Here is a 21,267-nt window from a genome sequence, read left to right as displayed (position 1 = left end):
CGGGCCATCCCCCTGGCAGCGCCACTCAGATCCTAGATCCTGATCCCGGCATGCCGGGATCATCCGTAAGTGCATCTGAAGTCTTTGGAGTGACCCGTGGCTGCCAACTGCGACGTCTGTGGCAAGGGGCCGAGCTTCGGCAACAACATCTCGCACTCGCACCGCCGTACGTCCCGTCGCTGGAACCCCAACATCCAGCGCGTCCGTACCGTGGTGGGCGGGACGCCGAAGCGCGTGAACGCTTGCACCTCGTGCATCAAGGCCGGCAAGGTCTCGCGCTGACGCACATCCCCCCACTCTCGACTCCGCTCGAGCCGGGGGGACCCCCAACGCGCGCGGCCACTGCTGGTTCGCTGCATAGAGCCGGTCCACCCAGGTGGGCCGGCTTTCTGCTGCGCCCGGATCCGGGTGCCCCGGATCGCGCCGCCTCTGATCGCGCCGCCTCTGATCGCGGTGCCCCAGACCGCGGTGCCCTTGATCCCGGTGCCCTTGATCCCCATGCCTCCGGATCTCGATGTCCGGGCTCCCGCCTCCTGCCAGACTCCGGGGAATGCGCTTCGGCATCCTGGGCACCCTCGACCTCCGCACCGGCGACGGCACACCCGTCGACCCGGGCGGTCCCCGTCCCCGCGCCCTGCTCAGCCTCCTGCTGGTCGAGGCCGGCCGTGGCGTCTCCGTGGAGCGCCTGACCGACGGTCTGTACGGCGCCGAGCCGCCCTCCGGAGCGGGCAACGCGCTCCAGTCCCAGATCTCCCGGCTGCGCCGCCGCCTGGCCCCGCACGTTCAGATCGAGGCCACCCCCGCCGGCTACCGGCTGGCCGTCCCGCCCGACGCCGTCGACCTCCACCGCTTCGAGCGGCTGACCGGCCAGGGGCGGGCCGCTCTCGCCGCCGGGGACCCTGCCGGAGCGGCCACCCTGCTGCGCGAGGCCCTGGCCCTCTGGCGCGGCCCCGCCCTGCCCGACCTCCCCGACGCGCACGCCGAGCGGGCCCGGCTCGACGCACTGCGGCTGAGCGCCGTACAGGACCGGGTCGAGGCGGATCTCCTGCTCGGCGCCGGGTCCGACCTGGTGTCCGAGCTGCGGGGCCTGCTGACCGCGCACCCGCTGGGCGAGCGGCTGTACGGACAGCTGATGAGGGCCCTGCACGCGGGCGGGCAGCCCGCCGAGGCGCTCACGGTGTTCGAGGAGGCCCGCAGGGTCCTCGCCGAGGAGTTGGGCGCCGACCCGTCACCCGAGCTGGCCGCGCTCCACCTGGAGCTTCTCCGGGGCGGCGGGTCCGGTCGGTCCTCCCTGCCCGTGCAGCTCACCCGCTTCGTCGGCCGCGAGAGCGAACTGGCCCGGATCGCCGAGGCGCTGTCCGGGGCGCGGCTCGTCACCCTCACCGGACCGGGCGGCGCCGGAAAGACGCGGCTGGCGATCGAGGCGGCACGCGCGCGTGCCGAGGCGCCGCTCCGCCCCTCCCCCTCGGCGGCTCGTGAGGACGTGTGTTTCGTCGAGTTGGCGCCGCTCGCCGACGGAGCGCGGATCCCGTACGCCGTGCTCGCGGCGCTCGGGGTGCGTGAAGGGTTCCGTACGCCCGCCGGGGACGGCGCGGGCCGGCTGTCGGCGGTGCTGGAGGACCGCGAGCTGCTGCTGGTGCTCGACAACTGCGAGCACCTGGTCGAGGACGCGGCCCGGCTGACGGCCCTGCTGCTCGCGTTCTGCCCAGGGGTGCGTGTGCTGGCGACGAGCCGGGAGTCTCTCGGGATCACCGGCGAGGTGCTCGTCCCGGTGCCGCCGCTGCCGCCGGATCCCTCGGTGCGGCTGTTCCTGGACCGCGCGCGTGCCGTGCGGCCCGGTTTCGACGGCCACGCGCGTGTGCCGGGCATCTGCGCGGCCCTCGACGGGCTGCCGCTGGCGATCGAGCTGGCGGCGGCCCGGCTGCGCACCCTGACCCCGGACGAACTGGCCGACCGGCTCGACGACCGGTTCCGGCTGCTGTCCCGCGGTGATCGTTCCAAGGCGCCCCGGCACCGCACCCTGCGCGCCGTCGTGGAGTGGAGCTGGGACCTGCTGGACGAGGAGGAGCGGGAGCTGGCCCGCCGGTTCACGGTGTTCTGCGGGGGTGCCACGCTGGACGCGGTGGAGACGGTGTGCGGGCTGCCGTACCCGGAGGACCTGCTGGCCTCGCTGGTGGAGAAGTCCTTCCTGGAGGTGACCGAGAGCCCGGCGGCGGCCGAGGGCCGGTACCGCATGCTGGAGACGATCCGGGTGTTCGCCGCGGAGAAATGCGCGGGTGAACCGGCCCTGCGGGACGCGCACGCCCGCTATTTCCTGCGGCTGGCCGAGCGGGCGGAACCCTGTCTGCGCGGCCAAGACCAGCTCCCCTGGCTTGCCCGGCTGGACGCCGAGCACGACAACCTGGACGCGGCCATGGGGCTCCTGACCGCCACCGACCCCTCCGCCGCCCTGCGGCTCATGGCGACGCTCACCTGGTTCCGTCGGCTGCGCGGGCAGCACGGCGAACAGCTGCCGCAGGCCCGCGCGCTGCTGACGGCCGTGGGGGACGAGCCGGCCGGCGAGCCGACCGAGGACTACGCGCTCTGCCTGATGAACACCGTCGCCGGGCGGGGCGACGACCCCGACGAGGCGGTGCGCGTCGCGCGCGCGGTGGCCGTGATGCGGTCCCTGGACCGGCCGCTGCGGCTGCCGTTCACCGTGATCGTGTGGTCGCTCACCGGCGGCCCCCTGCTCGCCGCGGACGAGCAGGTCCGCCTCCAGGTCGGCGAGGAGCCGTGGGGTCACGCACTGCTCGACCTCGGCCTGGCCTACCAGGAGCTCTACGCCGGCCGCGCGACCGCCGCGGAGGCCTCCTTCGCCCGTGCCCTGGAGGGCTTCCGGGCCACCGGCGACCGCTGGGGCATGGCGAACTGCCTCGATCCGCTGGCCCTGTTCGCCGACGGCCGCGGCGACCACGCGCGCGCACTGGAACTGCTCGACGAGGGGCTGGCGTACGTCCGGGAACTGGAGGCCCCGGAGGAGATCGCGGACCTGCTGCGTTCCCGCGCGGCCGTGCTGCTGCACCAAGGTGACGCCGAGGAGGCGGCCGCGCACTTCACCCGCTCCGCGGCCCTGGCCCGCACGGCGGGTGTGCCCGACAAGGTGGCCGGCGCCCGGCGGGGCCTCGGTGACGTGGCCCGGCTGTCCGGCGACACCGCCCACGCGCGCGTGCACTACGAGAGCGGTCTGGAGCTGTGCACCGCCACCTGGTTCAGCACGGGCGAGACGGTACGGCTCCTCGTCGGGCTGGGGCGCACTGCCGCTGCGGAGGGACAGGACGAAACGGCCCGCGAGTGGTTCGAGCAGGCCCGTGCACCGGCACTGGAGTCGTTCGACGTCCTGGCACTGGCCGATCTGGCCGACGCCCTGGCCTCCGTCGCCCCGCGACCCGAACGCGCGGCCGAACTCCTGGGCGCCGCCGCGGGCCTGCGGGGCACGGTCCTCCTCGGCGACCCCGATGTCGTCCGCACGGTGAACGACGTCCGCGCAAGGCTGTCCCCGCAGGCGTACGACACGGCCTTCGCGCGGGGCCGCAGCCTGCGGTCGGCGGCGGTCGGCGAACCGCAGCGGTCGGCGGACGGGCGGTAGGCGGGCGGTAGGCAGGCGGTAGGGAAACGGTCAGCGGTCGCCGCGAGGCTGCCGGGCATGACGAAGACCCGCAACAGCCTCGGCCACTTGTCCGTCCTGATCTCCGGCGCGAGCGTCGCCGGCCCGGCGCTCGCGCTCAACCTGGCCCGGTACGGCGCCCGCGTCACCGTGGTCGAGCGGTCCACGGATCTGCGCGCGGGCGGCTTCGCCGTCGACTTCCGGGGGCACGTCCACCGCGGGATCCTCACCTCCATGGGCATCTGGGACGAGATCCACGCCCGTAAGACCCGCATGGGCCGCCAGATCGTCGTCGCCGAGGACGGCTCGCCGCGCGTGGACCTGCCGGCCGAGATGATGAGCGGTGACGTCGAGATCCTCCGCGGCGACCTCGCGCAGATCATGTACGAGCGCACCCGGGACCACGTCGAGTACGTCTTCGGCGACTCGATCGCCGGCCTCACGGACACCGCCGCGGGTGTCGACGTGACCTTCGAGGAGAACGCGCCGCGCCGCTTCGACCTCGTGTTCGGCGCCGACGGCCTGCACTCGAACACCCGTCGGCTGGTCTTCGGCGACGAGTCCCGCTGGCTGCGCTTCTTCGATCACTACGTGGCCGCCTTCGAGGTCCCCAACCACCTGGGCCTGGACCGTACCGGCCGGCTGTACAGCGAGCCGAGCCGCGCGATCGCCCTGGGCAACTACGACGGCGACCCCGAACGCGCCGGCGCGCTGCTGGTCTTCCGTTCGGAGCAACTCGCCTACGACCGGGGGGACATCGCCGCGCAGAAGCGGATCCTGGCCGAGCGGTTCGCGGGAATGGGCTGGGAGGGGCCGAGGGTGCTCGATGCGCTCGCGGACGCCGACCGGCTGTACTTCGACGCGATCGCGCAGATCCACGTCGACCGCCTCGCCGAGGGCCGGGTGGCCCTGCTGGGGGACGCCGGGTACGGCGCGACCATGGGCGGCATGGGGACGGGCGCGGCCATCGTCGGCGCCTACGTCCTGGCCGGTGAGCTGGCCCTCGCGGGCGGCGACCACCGGACCGCGTTCGCCGGGTACGAGAACAGGATCCGGTCCTTCGCCAGGGGCTGCCAGAAGATCTCCGGCAACGCGGGCCCCTTCCTCGCCCCGCCGACCGAACGGCGCATCCGCAACCGGGACCGGATGTACCGGCTGCTCGGCTCGCCGCTGCTGGCCGGTGTCTTCAAACGGCTCACCGAGAAGGCGGCGACCGACATCAGGCTCCGGCCGTACCCCGGGTGAGATCCCAGCCGTGATCCACGGGGCCGATGCCGGCGCCGAGTGCGAACCCGGCGGCGATCGCCCCGGTGACGTAACGCTTGGCCGCCGCCACCGCCTGCGGTACGGAGCTCCCCTTCGCCAGCTGTGCCGCGATCGCGGACGCGAGGGTGCAGCCCGTGCCGTGCGTGTGCCGGTTGTCGTACCTCGACGCCCGCAGCCAGTGCTCCTCGTGCCCGTCCGTCAGCAGGTCGACGGCGGCACCGGGGAGATGGCCGCCCTTGATGAGCGCCCAGCGCGGCCCGTACGCCAGCACGGCGGCCGCCGCGTCCCGCAGCTGCTCCTCCGACTCGACCCGTACGCCGGTCAGTTGGGCCACCTCGTCGAGGTTGGGGGTGGCGACGGTGGCCACCGGCAGCAGTTTCGTCCGTACGGAGTCCAGCGCGGTGGCGGCCAGCAGCGGATCCCCGTGCTTGGAGACCCCGACCGGGTCGACGACGACGGGAGCACCGGCGCCCGCGAGCAACTCGGCTACCGCCTCGACGAGTTCGGCGGAGGCGAGCATGCCCGTCTTCACCGCCTGGACGCCGATGTCGTCGACGACGCTGCGGTACTGGGCGCGCACCGCCTCCACCGGCAGCTCCCAAGCCCCTTGTACGCCTTGGGAGTTCTGCGCGGTGACCGCCGTGATCACGCTCATGCCGTGCACGCCGAGCGCGAGCATCGTCTTCAGGTCGGCCTGGATCCCGGCCCCGCCGCCGGAGTCGGAGCCGGCGACGGTCAGCACCCGGGGCGGGGTCCCGGGCGCGCTCACGACTCCATGTCCGCGTCCCCGAAGTGGTCCCAGCCGCCCTTGCTGGTCCAGGGCGCCCCGTCGACCGTCACCTGGGGCAGGGCGGACGGGTTGAGGACCTCGCCGATCACCTTCCAGCGGGCGGGCAGCTTCACGTCCGGCGGGAAGGTCGCCACGATCGCGTGGTCCTCTCCCCCGGTCAGCACCCACTGCATCGGGTCGACGCCGACGGCCTGCCCGATGTCGTTCATCTGGGTGGGGATGTCTATGGCGCCGGAGCGGATGTCGATCCGGACCTTGCTGGCCTCGGCGATGTGCCCGAGGTCGGCGATGAGCCCGTCGCTGACGTCGCACATCGCCGTCGCGCCGAGCGAGGCCGCGGCCGGACCCGCGTGGTAGGGCGGCTCGGGACGCCGGTGGGCCTCCACGAAGGCGCGGGGCGAGCGGAAGCCGCGGGAGAGGACCGCGTACCCGGCGGCGGACCAGCCCAGCCAGCCGGTCACCGCGACGAGGTCACCGGGCTGGGCGCCGCCCCGGGTGACGGGTTCCTGGTTGCGCAGGTCGCCGAGCGCGGTGATCGACACCATGATCGTGTCGCCCCGTACGACGTCGCCTCCGACCACCGAGGCGCCGGCGACCTGGCACTCGTCGCGCAGGCCGTCCATCATCTCGGACGGCCAGGTGACCGGCAGTTCGGCGGGCACGACCAGGCCGAGCAGCAGGGCCGTCGGCACCGCGCCCATGGCGGCGATGTCGGCGAGGTTCTGCGCGGCGGCCTTACGGCCCACGTCGTAGGCCGTGGACCAGTCGCGGCGGAAGTGCCGGCCCTCCAGCAGGATGTCGGTGCTGGCCACGACCCGGCGGTCGGGCGCGGCGACCACCGCGGCGTCGTCGCCGGGGCCGACCCGTACCGCGGGGGTGGTGGTGAGACGGGAGGTGAGCTCCCTGATGAGCCCGAACTCCCCGAGCTCACCAACAGTGCCCTTCATTGCCCTTTCGCCCCTTCTGTACCTGTCCGTGCCCGGTCGCGCGTAACCAGTGTCCTCGATACGGTCGAGTCAGCCGTCAACTTCTGTCCTGCCCGCACCCCGGCGCGCGAGCCGTGGTGCGCGCAGGTCTCCCCGCGGCGAGCGGCGACGCGATACCGTGGCGTTCCTTTTCCCCACATGATCCTCGTGGCCGCCCTGGAGGTTCCGTGGTACAGGCGTACATCCTGATCCAGACCGAGGTCGGCAAAGCGTCGACCGTCGCCGAGGAGATCGGCAAAATCCCTGGCGTCGTCCAGGCCGAGGACGTGACGGGACCCTATGACGTGATCGTGCGTGCCCAGGCCGACACCGTGGACGACCTCGGTCGCATGGTGGTCGCCAAGGTCCAACAGGTGGACGGAATCACCCGCACCCTGACCTGCCCGGTCGTGCATCTGTAGCCCCCGTCTAACCTTGGCCGGTGAACCTTTTCCGTCACCGGCCCATCGGCCTGCCCTCGCTCGCCCTCCTGCTGCTCGCGGTGGGCTGCTCCTCAGCAGACGGTGACACGTCGGCGGCGGTTCCCAGCCCCTCGGCATCGGTCACGAAGCTGTGCCGAAACCTGGACGAGGCGCTGCCGTCCACCGTGGACGACCTCGGCCGCGGGGATCCCTCACCCGCGTCCGCGCTGACCGCGGGCTGGGGGAACCCGGCGATCATACTGCGCTGTGGTGTCGAACGACCCGAGAAGATGAGCGACGAGAGCGCCGACGCGGTCGAGGTGGACGGCGTGGGGTGGCTGCTGGAAGAGCGGGACGGCGGGGCGTTCCGGTTCACCACCACCCTGCGCAGGGCGTACGTCGAGGTGACGATCCCGAAGGACCGCGCGGGAGACGGCATGGCGCCGCTCGTCGACCTGGCGCCCTCCGTCAAGAAGGCGATCCCCGAAGGGATCGCCGACTAGGAGGAGTCCTGGTTCGAGACCGGGTCAGCGCAGTCCGGTGGACCTGCGCAGGGCCGCCTGGACGAGGCGGTCCACCAGCTCGGGGTAGCCGATGCCGGTCGCCTGCCACATCTGCGGGTACATCGAGATCGGCGTGAAGCCGGGCATCGTGTTGATCTCGTTGATGACGAACTCGCCCTCGTCCGTGAGGAAGAAGTCCGCCCGGACCAGGCCCTCGCAGGACGCCGCCTCGAAGGCCTCCACCGCCAGCCGGCGGACCTGCGCCGTCTCCTCGTCCGTCAGCGGCGCCGGGACGATCCCCGGGGTCGAGTCGATGTACTTGGCGTCGAAGTCGTAGTAGGCGTGCGCGTCCGGCGGCGGGATCTCGGCCGGGACGGAGGCGCGGGGGCCGTCCTCGAACTCCAGGACGCCGCACTCGATCTCGCGGCCCCGCAGCGCCGCCTCGACCAGGATCTTCGGGTCGTGGCGCTGGGCCTCGGCGATCGCCTCGTCGAGCCCGGACAGGTCGTCGACCTTGGTGATGCCGATGGACGAGCCCGCGCGCGCGGGCTTCACGAAGAGCGGCCAGCCGTGCTCGCCGGCGAAGTCGACGATCTTCTTGCGGGCGGCCGACTCGTCCAGGGCCCACTCGCGCGGCCGGATCACCACGTACGGGCCGACCTTGAGCCCGAAGGAGGTGAACACCCGCTTCATGTACTCCTTGTCCTGGCCGACGGCCGAGGCGAGCACACCCGCGCCCACGTACGGGACGCCGGAGAGCTCCAGCAGCCCCTGAAGGGTGCCGTCCTCGCCGTACGGGCCGTGCAGGACCGGGAACACGACGTCGACCTCGCCGAGTGCCTTCGGCACCGATCCCGGCTCGTAGTAGACGACTTCGCGGTTGGCGGGGTCGACGGGGAGCACCACGCCGCCGTCCCGCGACTCGGCGAGTTCGTCCACGTCGGGCGTACGGCGGTCGGTGATCGCCATGCGCTCGGGTGCGTCGGCGGTGAGGTACCAGCGGCCCTCGCGCGTGATGCCGATCGGCAGGACCTCGTACTTGGTCCGGTCGATGGCCTTGAGGACCGCGCCGGCCGTGACCACGGAGATCCCGTGCTCGGAGCTGCGACCGCCGAAGACAACGGCCACCCGCGGCTTGCGGACGGGCTGCTGAGGGCTCTGGGGGAGGTTCTCGGTGCTCATATCGGCTTGAGAGTACCCGGTGGTAGGGCCGGGAGTCAGCGTCCGCCCACCGGGTTCGCTCAGCGTCGCTCGGGCTTCGCGCTGCGCGACATCAGCTCCTTGAGGGCGACCACCGGAGGCTTGCCCTCGTGGACGATGCCGACGACCGTCTCGGTGATGGGCATGTCGACGCCGTGCCGGCGGGCCAGATCCAGCACCGACTCACAGGACTTGACGCCCTCGGCGGTCTGCCGGGTGACCGCGATGGTCTCCTGGAGGGTCATGCCCTTGCCGAGGTTGGTGCCGAAGGTGTGGTTGCGGGAGAGCGGCGAGGAGCAGGTCGCCACCAGGTCGCCGAGCCCGGCGAGTCCGGCGAAGGTCAGCGGGTCCGCGCCCATCGCCAGGCCCAGCCGGGTGGTCTCGGCCAGGCCGCGCGTGATCAGCGAGCCCTTGGCGTTGTCGCCGAGGCCCATGCCGTCCGCGATGCCGACCGCGAGGCCGATCACGTTCTTGACCGCGCCGCCCAGCTCGCAGCCCACCACGTCGGTGTTGGTGTAGGGGCGGAAGTACGGCGTGTGGGAGGCGGCCTGGAGCTTCTGGGCGACGGCTTCGTCGGTGCAGGCGACCACGGCCGCGGCGGGCATCCGGGAGGCGATCTCCCGCGCGAGGTTGGGCCCGGTGACGACGGCGATCCGGCCCGGTCCCACCTTGGCGACGTCGTCGATGACCTCGCTCATCCGCATGGTCGTACCGAGCTCGACGCCCTTCATCAGCGACACCAGGACGGTGTTCGGCGCGAGCAGCGGCGTCCAGTCGGCGAGGTTGGCGCGCAGGGTCTGCGAGGGGACCGCGAGGACGGTGAAGTCGGCGTCCCGGGCGGCCTCGGCCGCGTCGGCGGTGGCGCGCAGGTTGCGCGGGAGTTCGACGCCGGGGAGGTAGTCGGGGTTGGTGTGCGTGGAGTTGACCGCGTCGACGAGCTCGGGGCGGCGTGCCCACAGCGTCACCTCGCAGCCCGCGTCGGCGAGGACCGTGCCGAAGGCGGTCCCCCATGATCCGGTACCGAAGACGGCCGCCTTCACGGACTTGCTCACTTGCTGTTCTCCCCCTCGTGACTGGTCTGCGCCTGAGCGGTCTTCGTGTGACCGCTCTGCGCGTGGCTGGTCTGCGCGTGTCCGGACACCGCGCCGTCGATCTCCGCGGCGGCCACGGCACCGTCCCGCGCACCGGCCCCGGCACCGTCCTGCTCACCGGACACCGCCCCGGTCTCCGCCCGGGTGCGGCGGCTCTGCTCGATCCGCTCGCGGCGCGGGTCGTAGGGCGTCTCGGGCGCCTTCTCGCCGCGGATCTCCTCCAGCTGGGCGGTGACGGCCGCCATGATGACCTCCGTCGCCTCCTTGAGGAGTTCCGGGGTCATCTCCTGGCCGTAGAACCGCGTGAGGTCAACGGGCGGGCCGGCCAGCACGTGGTGGGTCTTGCGCGGAAGGAGGTCGGGCTTCCTGGCGTACGGCGGCAGCAGTTCGTTGGCGCCCCACTGGGCGACGGGGATCACCGGGCACTTGGTCTGGAGGGCGACGCGCGCGGCACCGGTCTTGGCGGTCATGGGCCAGCCGTCGGGGTCGCGGGTCAGGGTGCCCTCGGGGTAGAACGCGACGCACTCGCCGCGCTCCACGGCGTCGATCGCGGCCCGGAAGGCGCTCAGCGCGTCCGTGCTCTCGCGGTAGACGGGAATCTGCCCGGTGCCGCGCATCGCGGCGCCGACGAATCCCTCCTTGAAAAGTCCGCTCTTCGCCAGGAATCGCGGAACGCGTCCGCTGTTGTACTGAAAGTGCGCATAGGCGAAGGGATCGACATGCGAATTGTGGTTCACCGCGGTGATAAAACCGCCGTCGGCCGGAATATGTTCCATTCCGCGCCAGTCCCGCTTGATCAGAACCACCAGCCAGGGTTTGCAGAGGACCGCAGCGAAGCGGTACCAGAAGCCGATTCTGCGGCGGGGCACGCGGACACCTTCCTCTAGGACTTCCCATGGCCTGCTCCGGGGCCTGGGGGCCGCACAAGTGTCGCCCCGGGCCGCCGGTCTGTCGAGAACACGGTACGCCCGCGCGTCCGGCCGCCGGATGGGCCGGGTGACAATGACCGCGACACGAGAGGGACGGTACGCCGGTGCAGTGGACCTTGGTCATACCCCTGAAGCCCTTGGCGCTGGCCAAGAGCAGGCTCGCGGACACCGCCACCGACGGGCTGCGCCCGGGCCTCGCCCTCGCCTTCGCCGAGGACACCGTGGCGGCCGCACTCGCCTCACCTGCGGTGCGGGATGTGGCAGTAGTCACGGACGACACCCGGGCCGGGCGGGTCCTGGCGGCCCTGGGCGCCCGGATCGTCGCCGACGAGCCGCGCGGGGGCCTCAACGCCGCCCTGGCCCACGGGGCCGCCGCCGTACGCGCCTTCCGTCCCGATGCCCCGCTGGCGGCCCTCAACGCCGATCTGCCGGCCCTGCGCCCGTCGGAATTGGCCCGGGTCCTCGATGCGGCCGAGGAATTCCCCCGCTCTTTCCTCCCGGACGCGGCCGGGACCGGCACCACACTTCTCGCCGTCGCCGCCGACCGTGAATTGCTTCCCGCATTCGGCACGGATTCCCGGGCCCGGCACCGCGCCTCCGGGGCCGTGGAACTCCGCCCGGAGGGGGTGGTTTCCGTTCGCCAGGACGTGGACACCGGCGAGGATCTGCGCGCGGCGCTGTCCCTCGGGGTGGGTCCCCGGACGGCCGCGGCGGCGGCGCGTCTGTTGATTCCGGGGCAGTAGGCTGCCGCCATGCAGGCGACCGCATACACGTACGACCCCGGCACCCGCAGCGGACAGGTGCTGCTGGACGACGGCACACCGGTGCCCTTCGACGCTCCGGCGTTCGACGCGGGCGGACTGCGGCTGCTGCGGCCCGGGCAGCGGGTGCGGATCGAGGTGGAGGGACCGAAGGACAGGCCCCGGATCACCCTGGTGACGCTTCAGACGTTCTGACGGGCTCGGGCTCTTGGCCGAGGGTCCTCCCGGCGCCCGCCGGACACGCCGCGGGCCGGACTTCCGAGAGGGAGTCCGGCCCGGCGCGTGAGTGCCCCTGTGTCCTACGCCTTGCGGGCGGTGGTCTTCTTGGCGGTGGTCTTGCGCGCGGTCGACTTCTTGGCGGGGGCCTTGGTCGCCGTCGCCTTCTTCGCGGCCGGGGCCTTCTTGGCCGTCGTCTTCTTGGCGGTGGCGGACTTCGCGGTGGTGGTCTTCTTCGCGGCCGCGGTCGTCTTCTTGGCGGTGGCCTTCTTCGCGGTCGTCTTCTTGGCGGTGGCCGTGGTCTTCTTCGCGGCGGCCGTCGTCTTCTTCGCGGCGGCCGTGGTCTTCTTCGCGGCGGCCGACGCCCTCTTCGCCGGGGCGGCCTTCTTCGCGGCGGCCTTCTTGACCGTGGCGGAAGCACCGCCGGTCAGGCTGCCCTTGGGGGCCTTCTTCACGGCGACCTCGCCACCGCGCGGGAGCTTCTTCGAGCCGCTCACCAGGTCCTTGAAGCCCTGTCCTGCGCGGAAGCGCGGCACGGACGTCTTCTTGACCCGAACCCGCTCGCCCGTCTGGGGGTTGCGAGCGTAGCGGGCCGGCCGGTCGACCTTCTCGAACGAACCGAAGCCGGTGACCGAGACGCGGTCCCCCGCGACCGTCGCGCGGACGATGGCGTCCAGGACCGCGTCGACCGCCTCGGCGGCCTGCTGGCGGCCGCCCACCTTGTCGGCAATCGCTTCTACGAGCTGCGCCTTGTTCACGTCTTCCCCTTCGGAGACATTAGCCGGAACGAAACTGTTCAAGCTTTTTCGCACGTTAGGCAGATATATACCGCAAATCAAACACGAAACGGGCTAATCACCCTTGTGCCGCAACGAAATCGGCTGCTCCGGAGACGATCAACGCTCCCCTTCGGGCATTCGACCCTCGTCCAGGTCCGCCATGAACCGCTCCAGACGCCTTGTCGCATCGGCGAGATCGTGCTTGGCCGCGGCCGTAATGACCAGCAGCTTCCGGGTCAGCGCCATCCGTACGCCCTCCGGGACTTGCAGTGCGCGCACTCTTGTGTGCGCTTCCTTGAGCTGGTTCGCGACCGCCGTATAGAGCTCGAGTTGGCCGTCGTGTTCCATGCACAGATTGTGCCATCTGGGGCGAGTTGTCGCCCGCCCAGGGGGCAACTGCCGCCTCGAACGGCCGCCCCGGCACTTCCGGCGGTCGCTTCCACACAAGGCGCGTACCCCCGCAACAACCCCTCTAACGTGGGAAGTTGGGAGGTCGGGCGAAGATTCACGGGGCCGAACGGGTACAGACACAGCCGTACCCCCGATCGGACCGATCGGGGGTACGGCTGGGGTGTCGCGGTGGCCGAAACTCGACCTGCTCAGGGCCTGCTCGGGCCCCGGGGTCAGAGCTGGAGCGTCCTCGGCTTGTACGTCGGGCGCTTGGCCTCGTAGGCGGCGATGTCACCCTCGTTCTGGAGGGTGATGGAGATGTCGTCCAGCCCGTTCAGCAGCCTCCAGCGGGAGTTCTCGTCCAGCTCGAAGGAGGCGGTGACGCCCTCGGCCCGCACCTCACGCGCCTCGAGGTCCACCGTGATCTCGGCCTGCGGGTCCCGCTCGGTGAGCTCCCACAGCGCGTCCACGATCTTCTGCTCGATCACTACCGTGAGCAGGCCGTTCTTCAGCGAGTTGCCCCGGAAGATGTCGGCGAAGCGGGACGAGATCACGGTCTTGAAGCCGTAGTTCTGGAGTGCCCAGACGGCGTGCTCACGGGAGGAACCGGTGCCGAAGTCGGGGCCGGCGACCAGAACGCTCGCGCCCTGCCGCTCAGGGCGGTTGAGGATGAAGTCCTCGTCCTTGCGCCAGGCCTCGAACAGCCCGTCCTCGAACCCGTCCCGCGTGACCTTCTTGAGCCAGTGAGCAGGGATGATCTGGTCGGTGTCGACGTTGGAGCGACGCAGCGGGACGGCCCGGCCGGTGTGCGAGATGAATGCTTCCATGACTGATCAGACTCCAGCGGGCGTACGGGTCTCGGCGTCGGACAGGTCGGCCGGGGAGGCCAGGTGGCCCAGGACGGCCGTGGCGGCCGCGACCTGCGGCGACACCAGGTGCGTGCGACCGCCCTTGCCCTGCCGGCCCTCGAAGTTGCGGTTGGAGGTGGACGCCGAGCGCTCACCCGGGGCCAGCTGGTCGGGGTTCATGCCGAGGCACATCGAGCAGCCCGCGTGCCGCCATTCGGCGCCGGCGTCCTTGAAGACGACGTCCAGGCCCTCGGAGACGGCCTGGAGACCGACCCGCACCGAGCCGGGGACGACCAGCATCCGTACGCCGTCGGCGACTTTGCGGCCCTCGACGATGGCGGCGGCGGCCCGCAGGTCCTCGATCCGACCGTTGGTGCACGAACCTACGAAGACGGTGTCCACGTTGATGGAGCGCAGCGGCTGCCCGGCCTCCAACCCCATGTATTCCAGGGCCTTTTCGGCGGCGAGGCGCTCCGAAGCGTCTTCGTACGAAGCCGGGTCGGGGACGGACGCCGAAAGCGGCGCGCCCTGACCGGGGTTGGTACCCCAGGTGACGAACGGCGACAGTGCGGCACCGTCGATGACGACCTCGGCGTCGAACTCGGCGTCCGCGTCCGTCTTCAGCGTCTTCCAGTACTCGACCGCCGCGTCCCAGTCCGCGCCCTCGGGGGCGTGGTCGCGGCCCTGGATGTACGCGAAGGTGGTCTCGTCGGGGGCGATCATGCCCGCGCGGGCGCCGGCCTCGATCGACATGTTGCAGATGGTCATCCGGGCCTCCATCGAGAGCTTCTCGATGGCGGAACCCCGGTACTCCAGGATGTAGCCCTGGCCGCCGCCGGTACCGATCTTGGCGATGATCGCCAGGATCAGGTCCTTGGCGGTCACGCCGTCGGCCAGCTCGCCCTCGACCGTGATGGCCATGGTCTTGGGACGGGCCAGCGGCAGCGTCTGGGTGGCCAGCACGTGCTCGACCTGCGAGGTGCCGATGCCGAACGCCAGCGCGCCGAACGCGCCGTGCGTGGAGGTGTGGGAGTCGCCGCAGACGACGGTGGTGCCGGGCTGGGTCAGACCCAGCTGCGGGCCGACGACGTGCACGACGCCCTGCTCGACGTCGCCGAGCGGATGCAGCCGGACACCGAAGTCGGCGCAGTTCTTGCGCAGCGTCTCCAGCTGGGCGCGCGAGACCGGGTCGGCGATCGGCTTGTCGATGTCGAGGGTCGGGGTGTTGTGGTCCTCGGTCGCGATGGTGAGGTCGAGACGGCGCACCGGGCGGCCGTTCTGCCGCAGCCCGTCGAAGGCCTGCGGGCTGGTCACCTCGTGCAGGAGGTGCAGATCGATGAAGAGGAGGTCGGGCTCGCCCTCGGCGCGCCGGACGACGTGGTCGTCCCAGACCTTCTCCGCGAGTGTCCTACCCATCGCTTTCCCTCCGGCCGGCAATGTCGCACCGGCCCAACTAGAGATCTTGTGGAGGCGACGCCCGTTGCCCCTGTACCCGGGCACCCGCCGCCAGGCCCGTTGGTCCGCGGGCCACCATGCGTCCAAGGGTTGCGCGTCTCACGGAAAAATGAACTTGCGTTTCACAGAGTGAGACGGGAGTATCGTTGCATGGACAACAGTAGCGGCGTCGGCGTTCTGGACAAGGCAGCCCTTGTCCTGAGCGCCCTGGAGTCCGGTCCGGCCACCCTCGCAGGCTTGGTCGCTGCCACCGGACTCGCACGACCCACGGCTCACCGGCTGGCCGTGGCCTTGGAACACCACCGTATGGTGGCGCGCGACATGCAGGGCCGGTTCATTCTCGGCCCCCGCCTGGCCGAGCTGGCCGCGGCCGCCGGCGAGGACCGCCTCCTCGCCACCGCCGGCCCGGTGCTGACGCATCTGCGTGACATCACGGGCGAGAGCGCACAGCTCTACCGCCGCCAAGGGGACATGCGCATCTGCGTGGCCGCGGCGGAACGCCTGTCCGGCCTCAGGGACACCGTCCCGGTCGGTTCCACGCTGACGATGAAGGCCGGCTCCTCGGCCCAGATCCTGATGGCCTGGGAGGAACCCGAGCGTCTGCACCGCGGCCTCCAGGGCGCCCGCTTCACGGCGACGGCCCTGTCGGGCGTACGGCGCCGCGGCTGGGCCCAGTCCATCGGTGAGCGCGAGCCGGGCGTCGCGTCCGTGTCGGCTCCCGTCCGCGGCCCCTCCAACCGCGTGGTGGCCGCCGTCTCCGTCTCGGGCCCCATCGAGCGCCTGACCCGCCACCCCGGCCGCATGCACGCCCAGGCGGTCATCGACGCTGCCGCCCGCCTCTCGGAGGCCCTGCGCCGCACCGGCTGACGCCCCACGGGAAAGGGCGGCCTCAACGCCGCGGCAGCCCTTCTCCGTGCGGCAAGGTCACCCAGCCCGCAGGCGCGGGGCCGCGCCGATGCACGACTCCGCCGCGCGGGCGCGACAGGCGGCGCCGTACCCGTACCCCACACACGGCAAAAGCCCTTACGGCGCGGACCGATACGAGAAACGGTCCTTCGCGTACCGCCCCCGCTCCTCCAGCGGAACCTGCCCATGCGCCGCCGCGAGGCCGAACGCCGGCATGTCCCCGTAGACCGCCTCGTACGACCCCTCCGGCACGACGTACGTCTCGTGCCAGATCCCCACGTGCCCGCGCACCCTCCCGCCCCGCTCCATGCGGTTGATCTTCGCCCAGGCCTCGTGGTGGAACGCGTCGGGCGCGGTCGCGTAGGCGTAGAGCTTCTCCTTCGACTCCCAGTACTGGACGACGTAGTACGTCCGCGGCGAGGCCGTCAGGAGCACCCGGGAGAGCAGACCGCGGCCCGGATCCTTCTTCAGCTCCGCCAGCATGCGGAACATCGCGAGCATGACCGGCACCCACTGGTGCACGGCCCAGAAGTGGTTGACGCGCATTCCGATCAGCAGGACGACCACGTCTCCCCGGGCGTCCGCGGTGGTACGGCCGGCTGTGAAGGACATGCTTGGATAGTGCCGCTGACCAACGAAGGGCACAAGGCATGCGGCTGGCCGAACTGAGCGAACGCAGCGGTGTGTCCACCGCGACGATCAAGTACTACCTGCGCGAGGGACTCGTGCCGCCCGGCCGCCAGGTGAACGCCACGACCGCCGAGTACGACGACGAGCACCTGCGCCGGCTGCGTCTGGTGCGGGCGATGATCCAGGTCGGCGGGCTGCCGGTGGCCACGGTCCGCGACGTGCTCGGCCATGTCGACGACGAGTCCCTGGGCCGCACGATCCGGCTCGGCGCGGCCCTGTGGGCGCTGCCGCAGGTCCCCGAGCCGGACGCGGAGGACGAGTACGTGCGCGCCGCCCACCTGGAGGCGGACGAACTGCTGGGCGCCCTGGGCTGGTCGAACGCCCGGCAGTTGACGACCATCTCCCCCGCCTACCGTTCCCTGGTGGTGGCGGTGGCCGCGCTGCGCCGGCTCGGCTACGACTGGAATGCCGAACTTCTCGTGTCCTACGCCCGGTTGATGCACCGGGCCGCCGTGCTGGACCTGGACTTCGTGGAGACCCGGGAGTCGGAACCGGAGCGGATCGAGGCGGCGGTGCTGGGCGCGATCCTCGTCGAGCCGATGATGCAGGCACTGCACCGGCTGGCGCAGGAGGAGGAGTCGGCGCGGCGGTACGGCTTCGGATGAGACCGGACATACGGAAAGAGTCCGGATACGCGGAAAGCCCCTCGCCGAAGCGAGGGGCTTTCCGATTGCGTACCCCCGACCGGATTCGAACCGGCGCTACCGCCTTGAGAGGGCGGCGTGCTAGGCCGCTACACAACGGGGGCCTAGATCGTGCGTTTCCGCAGATCAGAGCTGGTCTACCAGGACTCGAACCTAGAATGACGGTACCAGAAACCGTAGTGTTGCCAATTACACCATAGACCAAGGTGATTCAATGAAAAGCGTACCCCCGACCGGATTCGAACCGGCGCTACCGCCTTGAGAGGGCGGCGTGCTAGGCCGCTACACAACGGGGGCCCTAGCGATCCTGCATCGAGGTGAGAGGGAGCTACCCGAGCTCTCCTCGCGGGAAGGATCTGTACCCCCGACCGGATTCGAACCGGCGCTACTGCCTTGAGAGGGCAGCGTGCTAGGCCGCTACACAACGGGGGCTTCGTGGAGTAGATCTCCACAGGCGCAGATAAGCTCTGCGAGCTGGCCTACCTGGACTCGAACCAAGACTAACTGAACCAGAATCAGTCGTGCTGCCAATTACACCATAGGCCACTGGAACGCAAGCCCCGCAGGGGTTCTTGTTCTAGCGTTGCTCCTCCGGTTCCGGCCTTTCGGCCCGCTCCCCGGCGGCGCAGGAAGAACATTACCCGAAGGTGGACCGGGCTCCAAAACGGGTATCGGGGCCGAGGATCGCGGGCAGTTCGGCGAGCGAGACGATCCGGTGGCGTCCGGACGGGAGCTCCACGGTGGCCGTGCCGTAGCGGTCGATCCACACGGAGAGCAGCCCGGCGTCGGCGGCGCCCCGGCCGTCGATCTCCGGATGGTCACCGACGTAGGCCACCTGGTGCGGGGCCAGCGACAGGGCCTCGCAGGCCGCGAGGAAGGCGCCCGCCTCCGGCTTGGAGACGCCGAGTTCCGCTGCGCACAGGATGACCTCGAAACGGTCGTGGACGCCGAGGGTGCGCAGCTTGTGGTCCTGGACGTGGATGCTGGAGTTGGAGAGGACCGCGTGGCGGTGGCTGGTGGCGAGGTCGTCGAGCACGGGCAGCACGTCCGGGAAGAGCGACCAGGCCGCCTCGTAGTGCGCGTGGTAGCGCTGGAGCCAGTCGTCGGCCTCCGTGTCGGCCATCTCACGGCCCAGGAACGCCCGTACCCGGTCCCGGCGCTGGTCCTCGAAGGTGATTCCGCCCGCCGAGAACCGGGCCCAGTGCTCTTCGGTGACCTCCCGCCACCGCGCGAGCCCCGCCTCCGCGGTACCGAACCGGTCGAGCAGCCCCTCGGCCGCCAGATAGGACCGCATGCCCTCGCGGTCGGCGGTCGAGTAGTCGAAAAGGGTGTCGTCCACGTCCCAGACCACGGCGAGGATGCTCATGATCCAACGGTAACGCGGCGGCGGCCGCCCTGTCCGGGGGATGCCGAAGGGGCGGCACCCGGTCGCCGGGTGCCGCCCCTTCGGGCGCGGGTGCGGTCAGGCGGCGAGCTTCGCCAGGGCCGCGTCGACGCGGGCCAGCGTCTTCTCCTTGCCCAGGATCTCCAGGGACTCGAAGAGCGGCAGGCCGACCGTGCGGCCGGTGACGGCGACGCGGACCGGGGCCTGGGCCTTGCCGAGCTTGAGGCCGTGGGCCTCACCGGCGGCCAGGACGGCCTCCTTCAGGGACTCGGACGAGGTCCAGTCGGCGGCCGCCAGCTTCTCGCGGGCCGTCGTGAGCAGCGCGTCGCTGCCCTCCTTCATCGCCTTCGTCCAGCTGGCCTCGTCGAGGACGGGCTCGGGCAGGAAGAGGAAGTCGACGTTGTCGGTGATCTCCGACAGCACCTTCAGACGGGTCTGGGCGTGCGGGGCGATCGCCTCCCACCTGGCCTCGTCGAAGTCCTGCGGGGACCAGGGGGCGTAGGGGGCCCTCAGCCAGGGCGCACAGCGCTCCGTGAAGTCCTTCACGTCCAGCAGGCGGATGTGGTCGGCGTTGATCGCCTCGCACTTCTTCAGGTCGAAGCGCGCCGGGTTGGGGTTGACGTCCGCGATGTCGAAGGCCGCGGTCATCTCGTCCATCGTGAAGATGTCCTGGTCGGCCGAGAGCGACCAGCCGAGCAGCGAGAGGTAGTTGAGCAGGCCCTCGGGGAGGAAACCGCGCTCGCGGTAGAGGTTGAGCGAGGACTCCGGGTCCCGCTTCGACAGCTTCTTGTTGCCCTCGCCCATCACGTACGGCAGGTGACCGAAGTGCGGGGTCCCCTGGGCGATGCCCAGTTCGGTGAGCGCCTTGTAGAGGGCGATCTGGCGGGGGGTGGAGGAGAGCAGGTCCTCGCCCCGCAGGACGTGCGTGATCTCCATCAGCGCGTCGTCCACCGGGTTGACCAGCGTGTACAGCGGGGCGCCGTTCGCGCGGACGATACCGAAGTCGGGCACGTTCTCCGGGGTGAACGTCAGCTCGCCGCGGACCAGGTCCGTGAAGGTGATCGTCTCGTCGGGCATGCGGAAGCGGACGATCGGGGTGCGGCCCTGGGCCTTGTACTCCGCCACCTGCGTCTCGGTGAGGTCGCGGCAGTGGCCGTCGTAGCCGGAGGGCCTGCCTGCGGCGCGGGCGGCGTCGCGGCGGGTGTCCAGCTCCTCCTGGGAGCAGTAGCAGTGGTACGCGTGGCCGGCGTCGAGGAGCTTGCGGGCGACGTCGGCGTAGAGGTCCATCCGCTGCGACTGGCGGTACGGCGCGTGCGGGCCGCCGACCTCGGGGCCCTCGTCCCAGTCGAAGCCCAGCCAGCGCAGCGAGTCCAGGAGCTGCTCGTAGGACTCCTCGGAGTCACGGGCCGCGTCGGTGTCCTCGATGCGGAAGACCAGCGTGCCCTGGTGGTGCTTGGCGAACGCCCAGTTGAACAGGGCGGTGCGGACCAGGCCCACGTGGGGGTTACCGGTGGGCGAGGGACAGAATCGGACGCGGACGGGGGAGCCGGGTGCGCTAGCCACGCTTGACAACCTTGTTGGTGAGAGTGCCGATGCCTTCGATGGTGACGGCGACCTCGTCGCCGACGACCAGGGGGCCTACCCCTGCCGGGGTGCCCGTGAGGATCACGTCGCCGGGCAGCAGCGTCATGGCCTCGGTGATGTTGACGATCAGATCCTCGATCGAGTGGATCATCTCGCTGGTGCGGCCGAGCTGCCGTTGCTGCCCGTTGACCGTCAGCTGGACGGTGAGGTCGCCCGCGGTCTCGAGGTCCAGGCCGGTCTCCACCCAGGGGCCCAGCGGGCACGAGGTGTCGAAGCCCTTGGCCCGGGCCCACTGCTTCTCGCGCTTCTGGACGTCGCGGGCGGTGACGTCGTTGGCGCAGGTATAACCGAAGATCACGTCCTTGACGCGCTCCCGGGGGACCTCGCGGCAGAGCCGGCCGATGACCACGGCGAGCTCGGCCTCGTGATGGACCTCCTCGGAGAAGGCCGGGTACTGGATGGCGTCGCCGGGACCGATCACCGAGGTGGACGGCTTGAAGAAGGCGAACGGGGCGTCCGGCACCTCGTTGCCCAGCTCGCGCGCGTGCTCGGCGTAGTTGCGGCCGAAGGCCACGACCTTGTTGGGCAGGACGGGCGGGAGCAGCCGGACCTTGCTCAGCGGCACCTTGGTGCCGGAGAGCTCGAAGTCCGTGAACGGGATGCCCTTGATGATGTCGAGGACGAGCTCGTCCGGCTTGTCGCCCTCGACCGCGCCGAAGGCGACGTTCCCGTCGATGGAGAACCTGGCGATGCGCACGGGTTGGTTGGCCCCTTGACTGAGCTGGCTGGAGTGTGACG

The 21,267-nt window shown here is 71.1% G+C and carries 22 protein-coding genes and 5 tRNA genes; 9 read left to right on the top strand and 18 right to left on the bottom strand.

The annotated features are described in order from the left end of the window. The first annotated feature begins 96 nt into the window (after positions 1-96). The 3 genes from rpmB to QQM72_RS02065 all read left to right on the top strand — a co-directional run bounded on the left by rpmB (position 97) and on the right by QQM72_RS02065 (position 4,891). Positions 97-282 carry a 50S ribosomal protein L28 gene (gene rpmB / locus QQM72_RS02075; protein ID WP_013000438.1) on the top strand — a complete coding sequence of 62 codons (186 nt, stop codon included), beginning with the start codon at positions 97-99 and terminating at the stop codon, positions 280-282. A gap of 268 nt (positions 283-550) precedes the next feature. Further along, positions 551-3,628 carry a BTAD domain-containing putative transcriptional regulator gene (locus tag QQM72_RS02070; RefSeq protein WP_314219034.1) on the top strand — a complete coding sequence of 1,026 codons (3,078 nt, stop codon included), beginning with the start codon at positions 551-553 and terminating at the stop codon, positions 3,626-3,628. A gap of 57 nt (positions 3,629-3,685) precedes the next feature. Then, complete coding sequence (locus tag QQM72_RS02065) at positions 3,686-4,891, top strand: FAD-dependent monooxygenase (protein ID WP_314219033.1); 1,206 nt, start codon at positions 3,686-3,688, stop codon at positions 4,889-4,891. Here QQM72_RS02065 and thiD read toward each other — a convergent pair. After that, positions 4,866-5,681, bottom strand: a complete 816-nt coding sequence (gene thiD, locus QQM72_RS02060) for a bifunctional hydroxymethylpyrimidine kinase/phosphomethylpyrimidine kinase (protein WP_314219032.1) — start codon at positions 5,679-5,681, stop codon at positions 4,866-4,868. The two genes, QQM72_RS02065 and thiD, sit on opposite strands and share 26 nt — an antisense overlap. Further along, positions 5,678-6,649 carry a thiamine-phosphate kinase gene (locus QQM72_RS02055; RefSeq protein ID WP_314219031.1) on the bottom strand — a complete coding sequence of 324 codons (972 nt, stop codon included), beginning with the start codon at positions 6,647-6,649 and terminating at the stop codon, positions 5,678-5,680. The genes thiD and QQM72_RS02055 overlap by 4 nt, the downstream gene beginning before the upstream one ends. Positions 6,650-6,855: 206 nt before the next feature. On the opposite strand from QQM72_RS02055, the gene QQM72_RS02050 reads away from it, so the two are divergent. Beyond that, positions 6,856-7,089, top strand: coding sequence for an Lrp/AsnC family transcriptional regulator (locus QQM72_RS02050; RefSeq protein WP_020128743.1), 234 nt, complete (start codon positions 6,856-6,858; stop codon positions 7,087-7,089). A gap of 20 nt (positions 7,090-7,109) precedes the next feature. Next, entirely contained in the window at positions 7,110-7,592 is a 483-nt protein-coding gene (locus QQM72_RS02045) for a DUF3515 domain-containing protein (RefSeq protein ID WP_314219030.1), read from the top strand. 24 nt (positions 7,593-7,616) lie between these two features. On the opposite strand, the gene QQM72_RS02040 is transcribed toward QQM72_RS02045, so the two are convergent. The 3 genes from QQM72_RS02040 to QQM72_RS02030 are packed head-to-tail and all read right to left on the bottom strand — an operon-like array spanning position 7,617 to position 10,752. Next, positions 7,617-8,774 (bottom strand): D-alanine--D-alanine ligase family protein, encoded by a 1,158-nt coding sequence (locus tag QQM72_RS02040; protein WP_314219029.1) that lies wholly within the window; start codon positions 8,772-8,774, stop codon positions 7,617-7,619. 59 nt (positions 8,775-8,833) lie between these two features. After that, positions 8,834-9,844 carry an NAD(P)H-dependent glycerol-3-phosphate dehydrogenase gene (locus QQM72_RS02035; protein ID WP_314219028.1) on the bottom strand — a complete coding sequence of 337 codons (1,011 nt, stop codon included), beginning with the start codon at positions 9,842-9,844 and terminating at the stop codon, positions 8,834-8,836. Beyond that, positions 9,841-10,752, bottom strand: a complete 912-nt coding sequence (locus QQM72_RS02030) for a lysophospholipid acyltransferase family protein (RefSeq protein ID WP_314219027.1) — start codon at positions 10,750-10,752, stop codon at positions 9,841-9,843. The genes QQM72_RS02035 and QQM72_RS02030 overlap by 4 nt, the downstream gene beginning before the upstream one ends. A 164-nt stretch (positions 10,753-10,916) precedes the next feature. Between QQM72_RS02030 and cofC the strand changes: the two genes are divergently transcribed. Both cofC and QQM72_RS02020 read left to right on the top strand, forming a co-directional pair. Beyond that, positions 10,917-11,555, top strand: a complete 639-nt coding sequence (cofC, locus tag QQM72_RS02025) for a 2-phospho-L-lactate guanylyltransferase (protein WP_314219026.1) — start codon at positions 10,917-10,919, stop codon at positions 11,553-11,555. A 9-nt stretch (positions 11,556-11,564) separates the two neighbouring features. Continuing rightward, positions 11,565-11,768, top strand: coding sequence for a hypothetical protein (locus QQM72_RS02020; RefSeq protein WP_314219025.1), 204 nt, complete (start codon positions 11,565-11,567; stop codon positions 11,766-11,768). 104 nt (positions 11,769-11,872) lie between these two features. On the opposite strand, the gene QQM72_RS02015 is transcribed toward QQM72_RS02020, so the two are convergent. The 4 genes from QQM72_RS02015 to leuC form a co-directional block, all read right to left on the bottom strand. After that, positions 11,873-12,547, bottom strand: a complete 675-nt coding sequence (locus tag QQM72_RS02015) for an HU family DNA-binding protein (RefSeq protein ID WP_314219024.1) — start codon at positions 12,545-12,547, stop codon at positions 11,873-11,875. A 138-nt stretch (positions 12,548-12,685) separates the two neighbouring features. Then, a complete protein-coding gene (locus QQM72_RS02010; protein ID WP_028806672.1) occupies positions 12,686-12,916 on the bottom strand; it encodes an SCO5555 family protein in 231 nt (76 codons plus the stop codon). 275 nt (positions 12,917-13,191) lie between these two features. Next, on the bottom strand, positions 13,192-13,785 hold the full coding sequence (gene leuD, locus QQM72_RS02005; protein ID WP_314219023.1) for a 3-isopropylmalate dehydratase small subunit: 594 nt from the start codon (positions 13,783-13,785) through the stop codon (positions 13,192-13,194). A gap of 6 nt (positions 13,786-13,791) precedes the next feature. Beyond that, positions 13,792-15,222 carry a 3-isopropylmalate dehydratase large subunit gene (gene leuC, locus QQM72_RS02000; RefSeq protein WP_020128753.1) on the bottom strand — a complete coding sequence of 477 codons (1,431 nt, stop codon included), beginning with the start codon at positions 15,220-15,222 and terminating at the stop codon, positions 13,792-13,794. Positions 15,223-15,411: 189 nt separating this feature from the next. Here leuC and ndgR point away from each other — a divergent pair, with 189 nt between their 5' ends. Further along, positions 15,412-16,128, top strand: coding sequence for an IclR family transcriptional regulator NdgR (gene ndgR / locus QQM72_RS01995; protein WP_007384919.1), 717 nt, complete (start codon positions 15,412-15,414; stop codon positions 16,126-16,128). 156 nt (positions 16,129-16,284) lie between these two features. Here the strand turns inward: ndgR and QQM72_RS01990 are convergent, their stop codons facing one another. After that, positions 16,285-16,779: a DUF4188 domain-containing protein gene (locus tag QQM72_RS01990; RefSeq protein ID WP_314219022.1), complete on the bottom strand. Its 495-nt coding sequence runs from the start codon at positions 16,777-16,779 to the stop codon at positions 16,285-16,287. 38 nt (positions 16,780-16,817) lie between these two features. Between QQM72_RS01990 and QQM72_RS01985 the strand changes: the two genes are divergently transcribed. Next, positions 16,818-17,462, top strand: a complete 645-nt coding sequence (locus QQM72_RS01985) for a MerR family transcriptional regulator (protein WP_314219021.1) — start codon at positions 16,818-16,820, stop codon at positions 17,460-17,462. A 70-nt stretch (positions 17,463-17,532) separates the two neighbouring features. On the opposite strand, the gene QQM72_RS01980 is transcribed toward QQM72_RS01985, so the two are convergent. The 8 genes from QQM72_RS01980 to QQM72_RS01945 all read right to left on the bottom strand — a co-directional run bounded on the left by QQM72_RS01980 (position 17,533) and on the right by QQM72_RS01945 (position 21,226). Beyond that, positions 17,533-17,605, bottom strand: a tRNA-Glu gene (locus tag QQM72_RS01980). 28 nt (positions 17,606-17,633) lie between these two features. Then, positions 17,634-17,705 (bottom strand) — tRNA-Gln (locus QQM72_RS01975). A gap of 20 nt (positions 17,706-17,725) precedes the next feature. Beyond that, positions 17,726-17,798: transfer RNA gene (locus QQM72_RS01970), tRNA-Glu, on the bottom strand. 62 nt (positions 17,799-17,860) lie between these two features. Then, positions 17,861-17,933, bottom strand: a tRNA-Glu gene (locus QQM72_RS01965). 42 nt (positions 17,934-17,975) lie between these two features. Continuing rightward, a tRNA-Gln gene (locus tag QQM72_RS01960) sits at positions 17,976-18,047 on the bottom strand. Between the two features lie 91 nt (positions 18,048-18,138). Further along, positions 18,139-18,867, bottom strand: a complete 729-nt coding sequence (locus QQM72_RS01955; protein WP_314219020.1) for an HAD family hydrolase — start codon at positions 18,865-18,867, stop codon at positions 18,139-18,141. 96 nt (positions 18,868-18,963) lie between these two features. Beyond that, complete coding sequence (gltX, locus tag QQM72_RS01950) at positions 18,964-20,448, bottom strand: glutamate--tRNA ligase (RefSeq protein ID WP_314219019.1); 1,485 nt, start codon at positions 20,446-20,448, stop codon at positions 18,964-18,966. Then, entirely contained in the window at positions 20,441-21,226 is a 786-nt protein-coding gene (locus QQM72_RS01945; RefSeq protein ID WP_020128759.1) for a fumarylacetoacetate hydrolase family protein, read from the bottom strand. Before QQM72_RS01945 ends, gltX begins: the two co-directional genes overlap by 8 nt. Positions 21,227-21,267: the final 41 nt, after the last annotated feature.

This window comes from Streptomyces zaehneri, assembly GCF_032248645.1.
In the GTDB taxonomy this organism is placed as follows: domain Bacteria; phylum Actinomycetota; class Actinomycetes; order Streptomycetales; family Streptomycetaceae; genus Streptomyces; species Streptomyces coriariae.
Note: the sequence above shows the minus strand (reverse complement) of the source record. Positions and strands in the feature narration are given on the sequence as shown.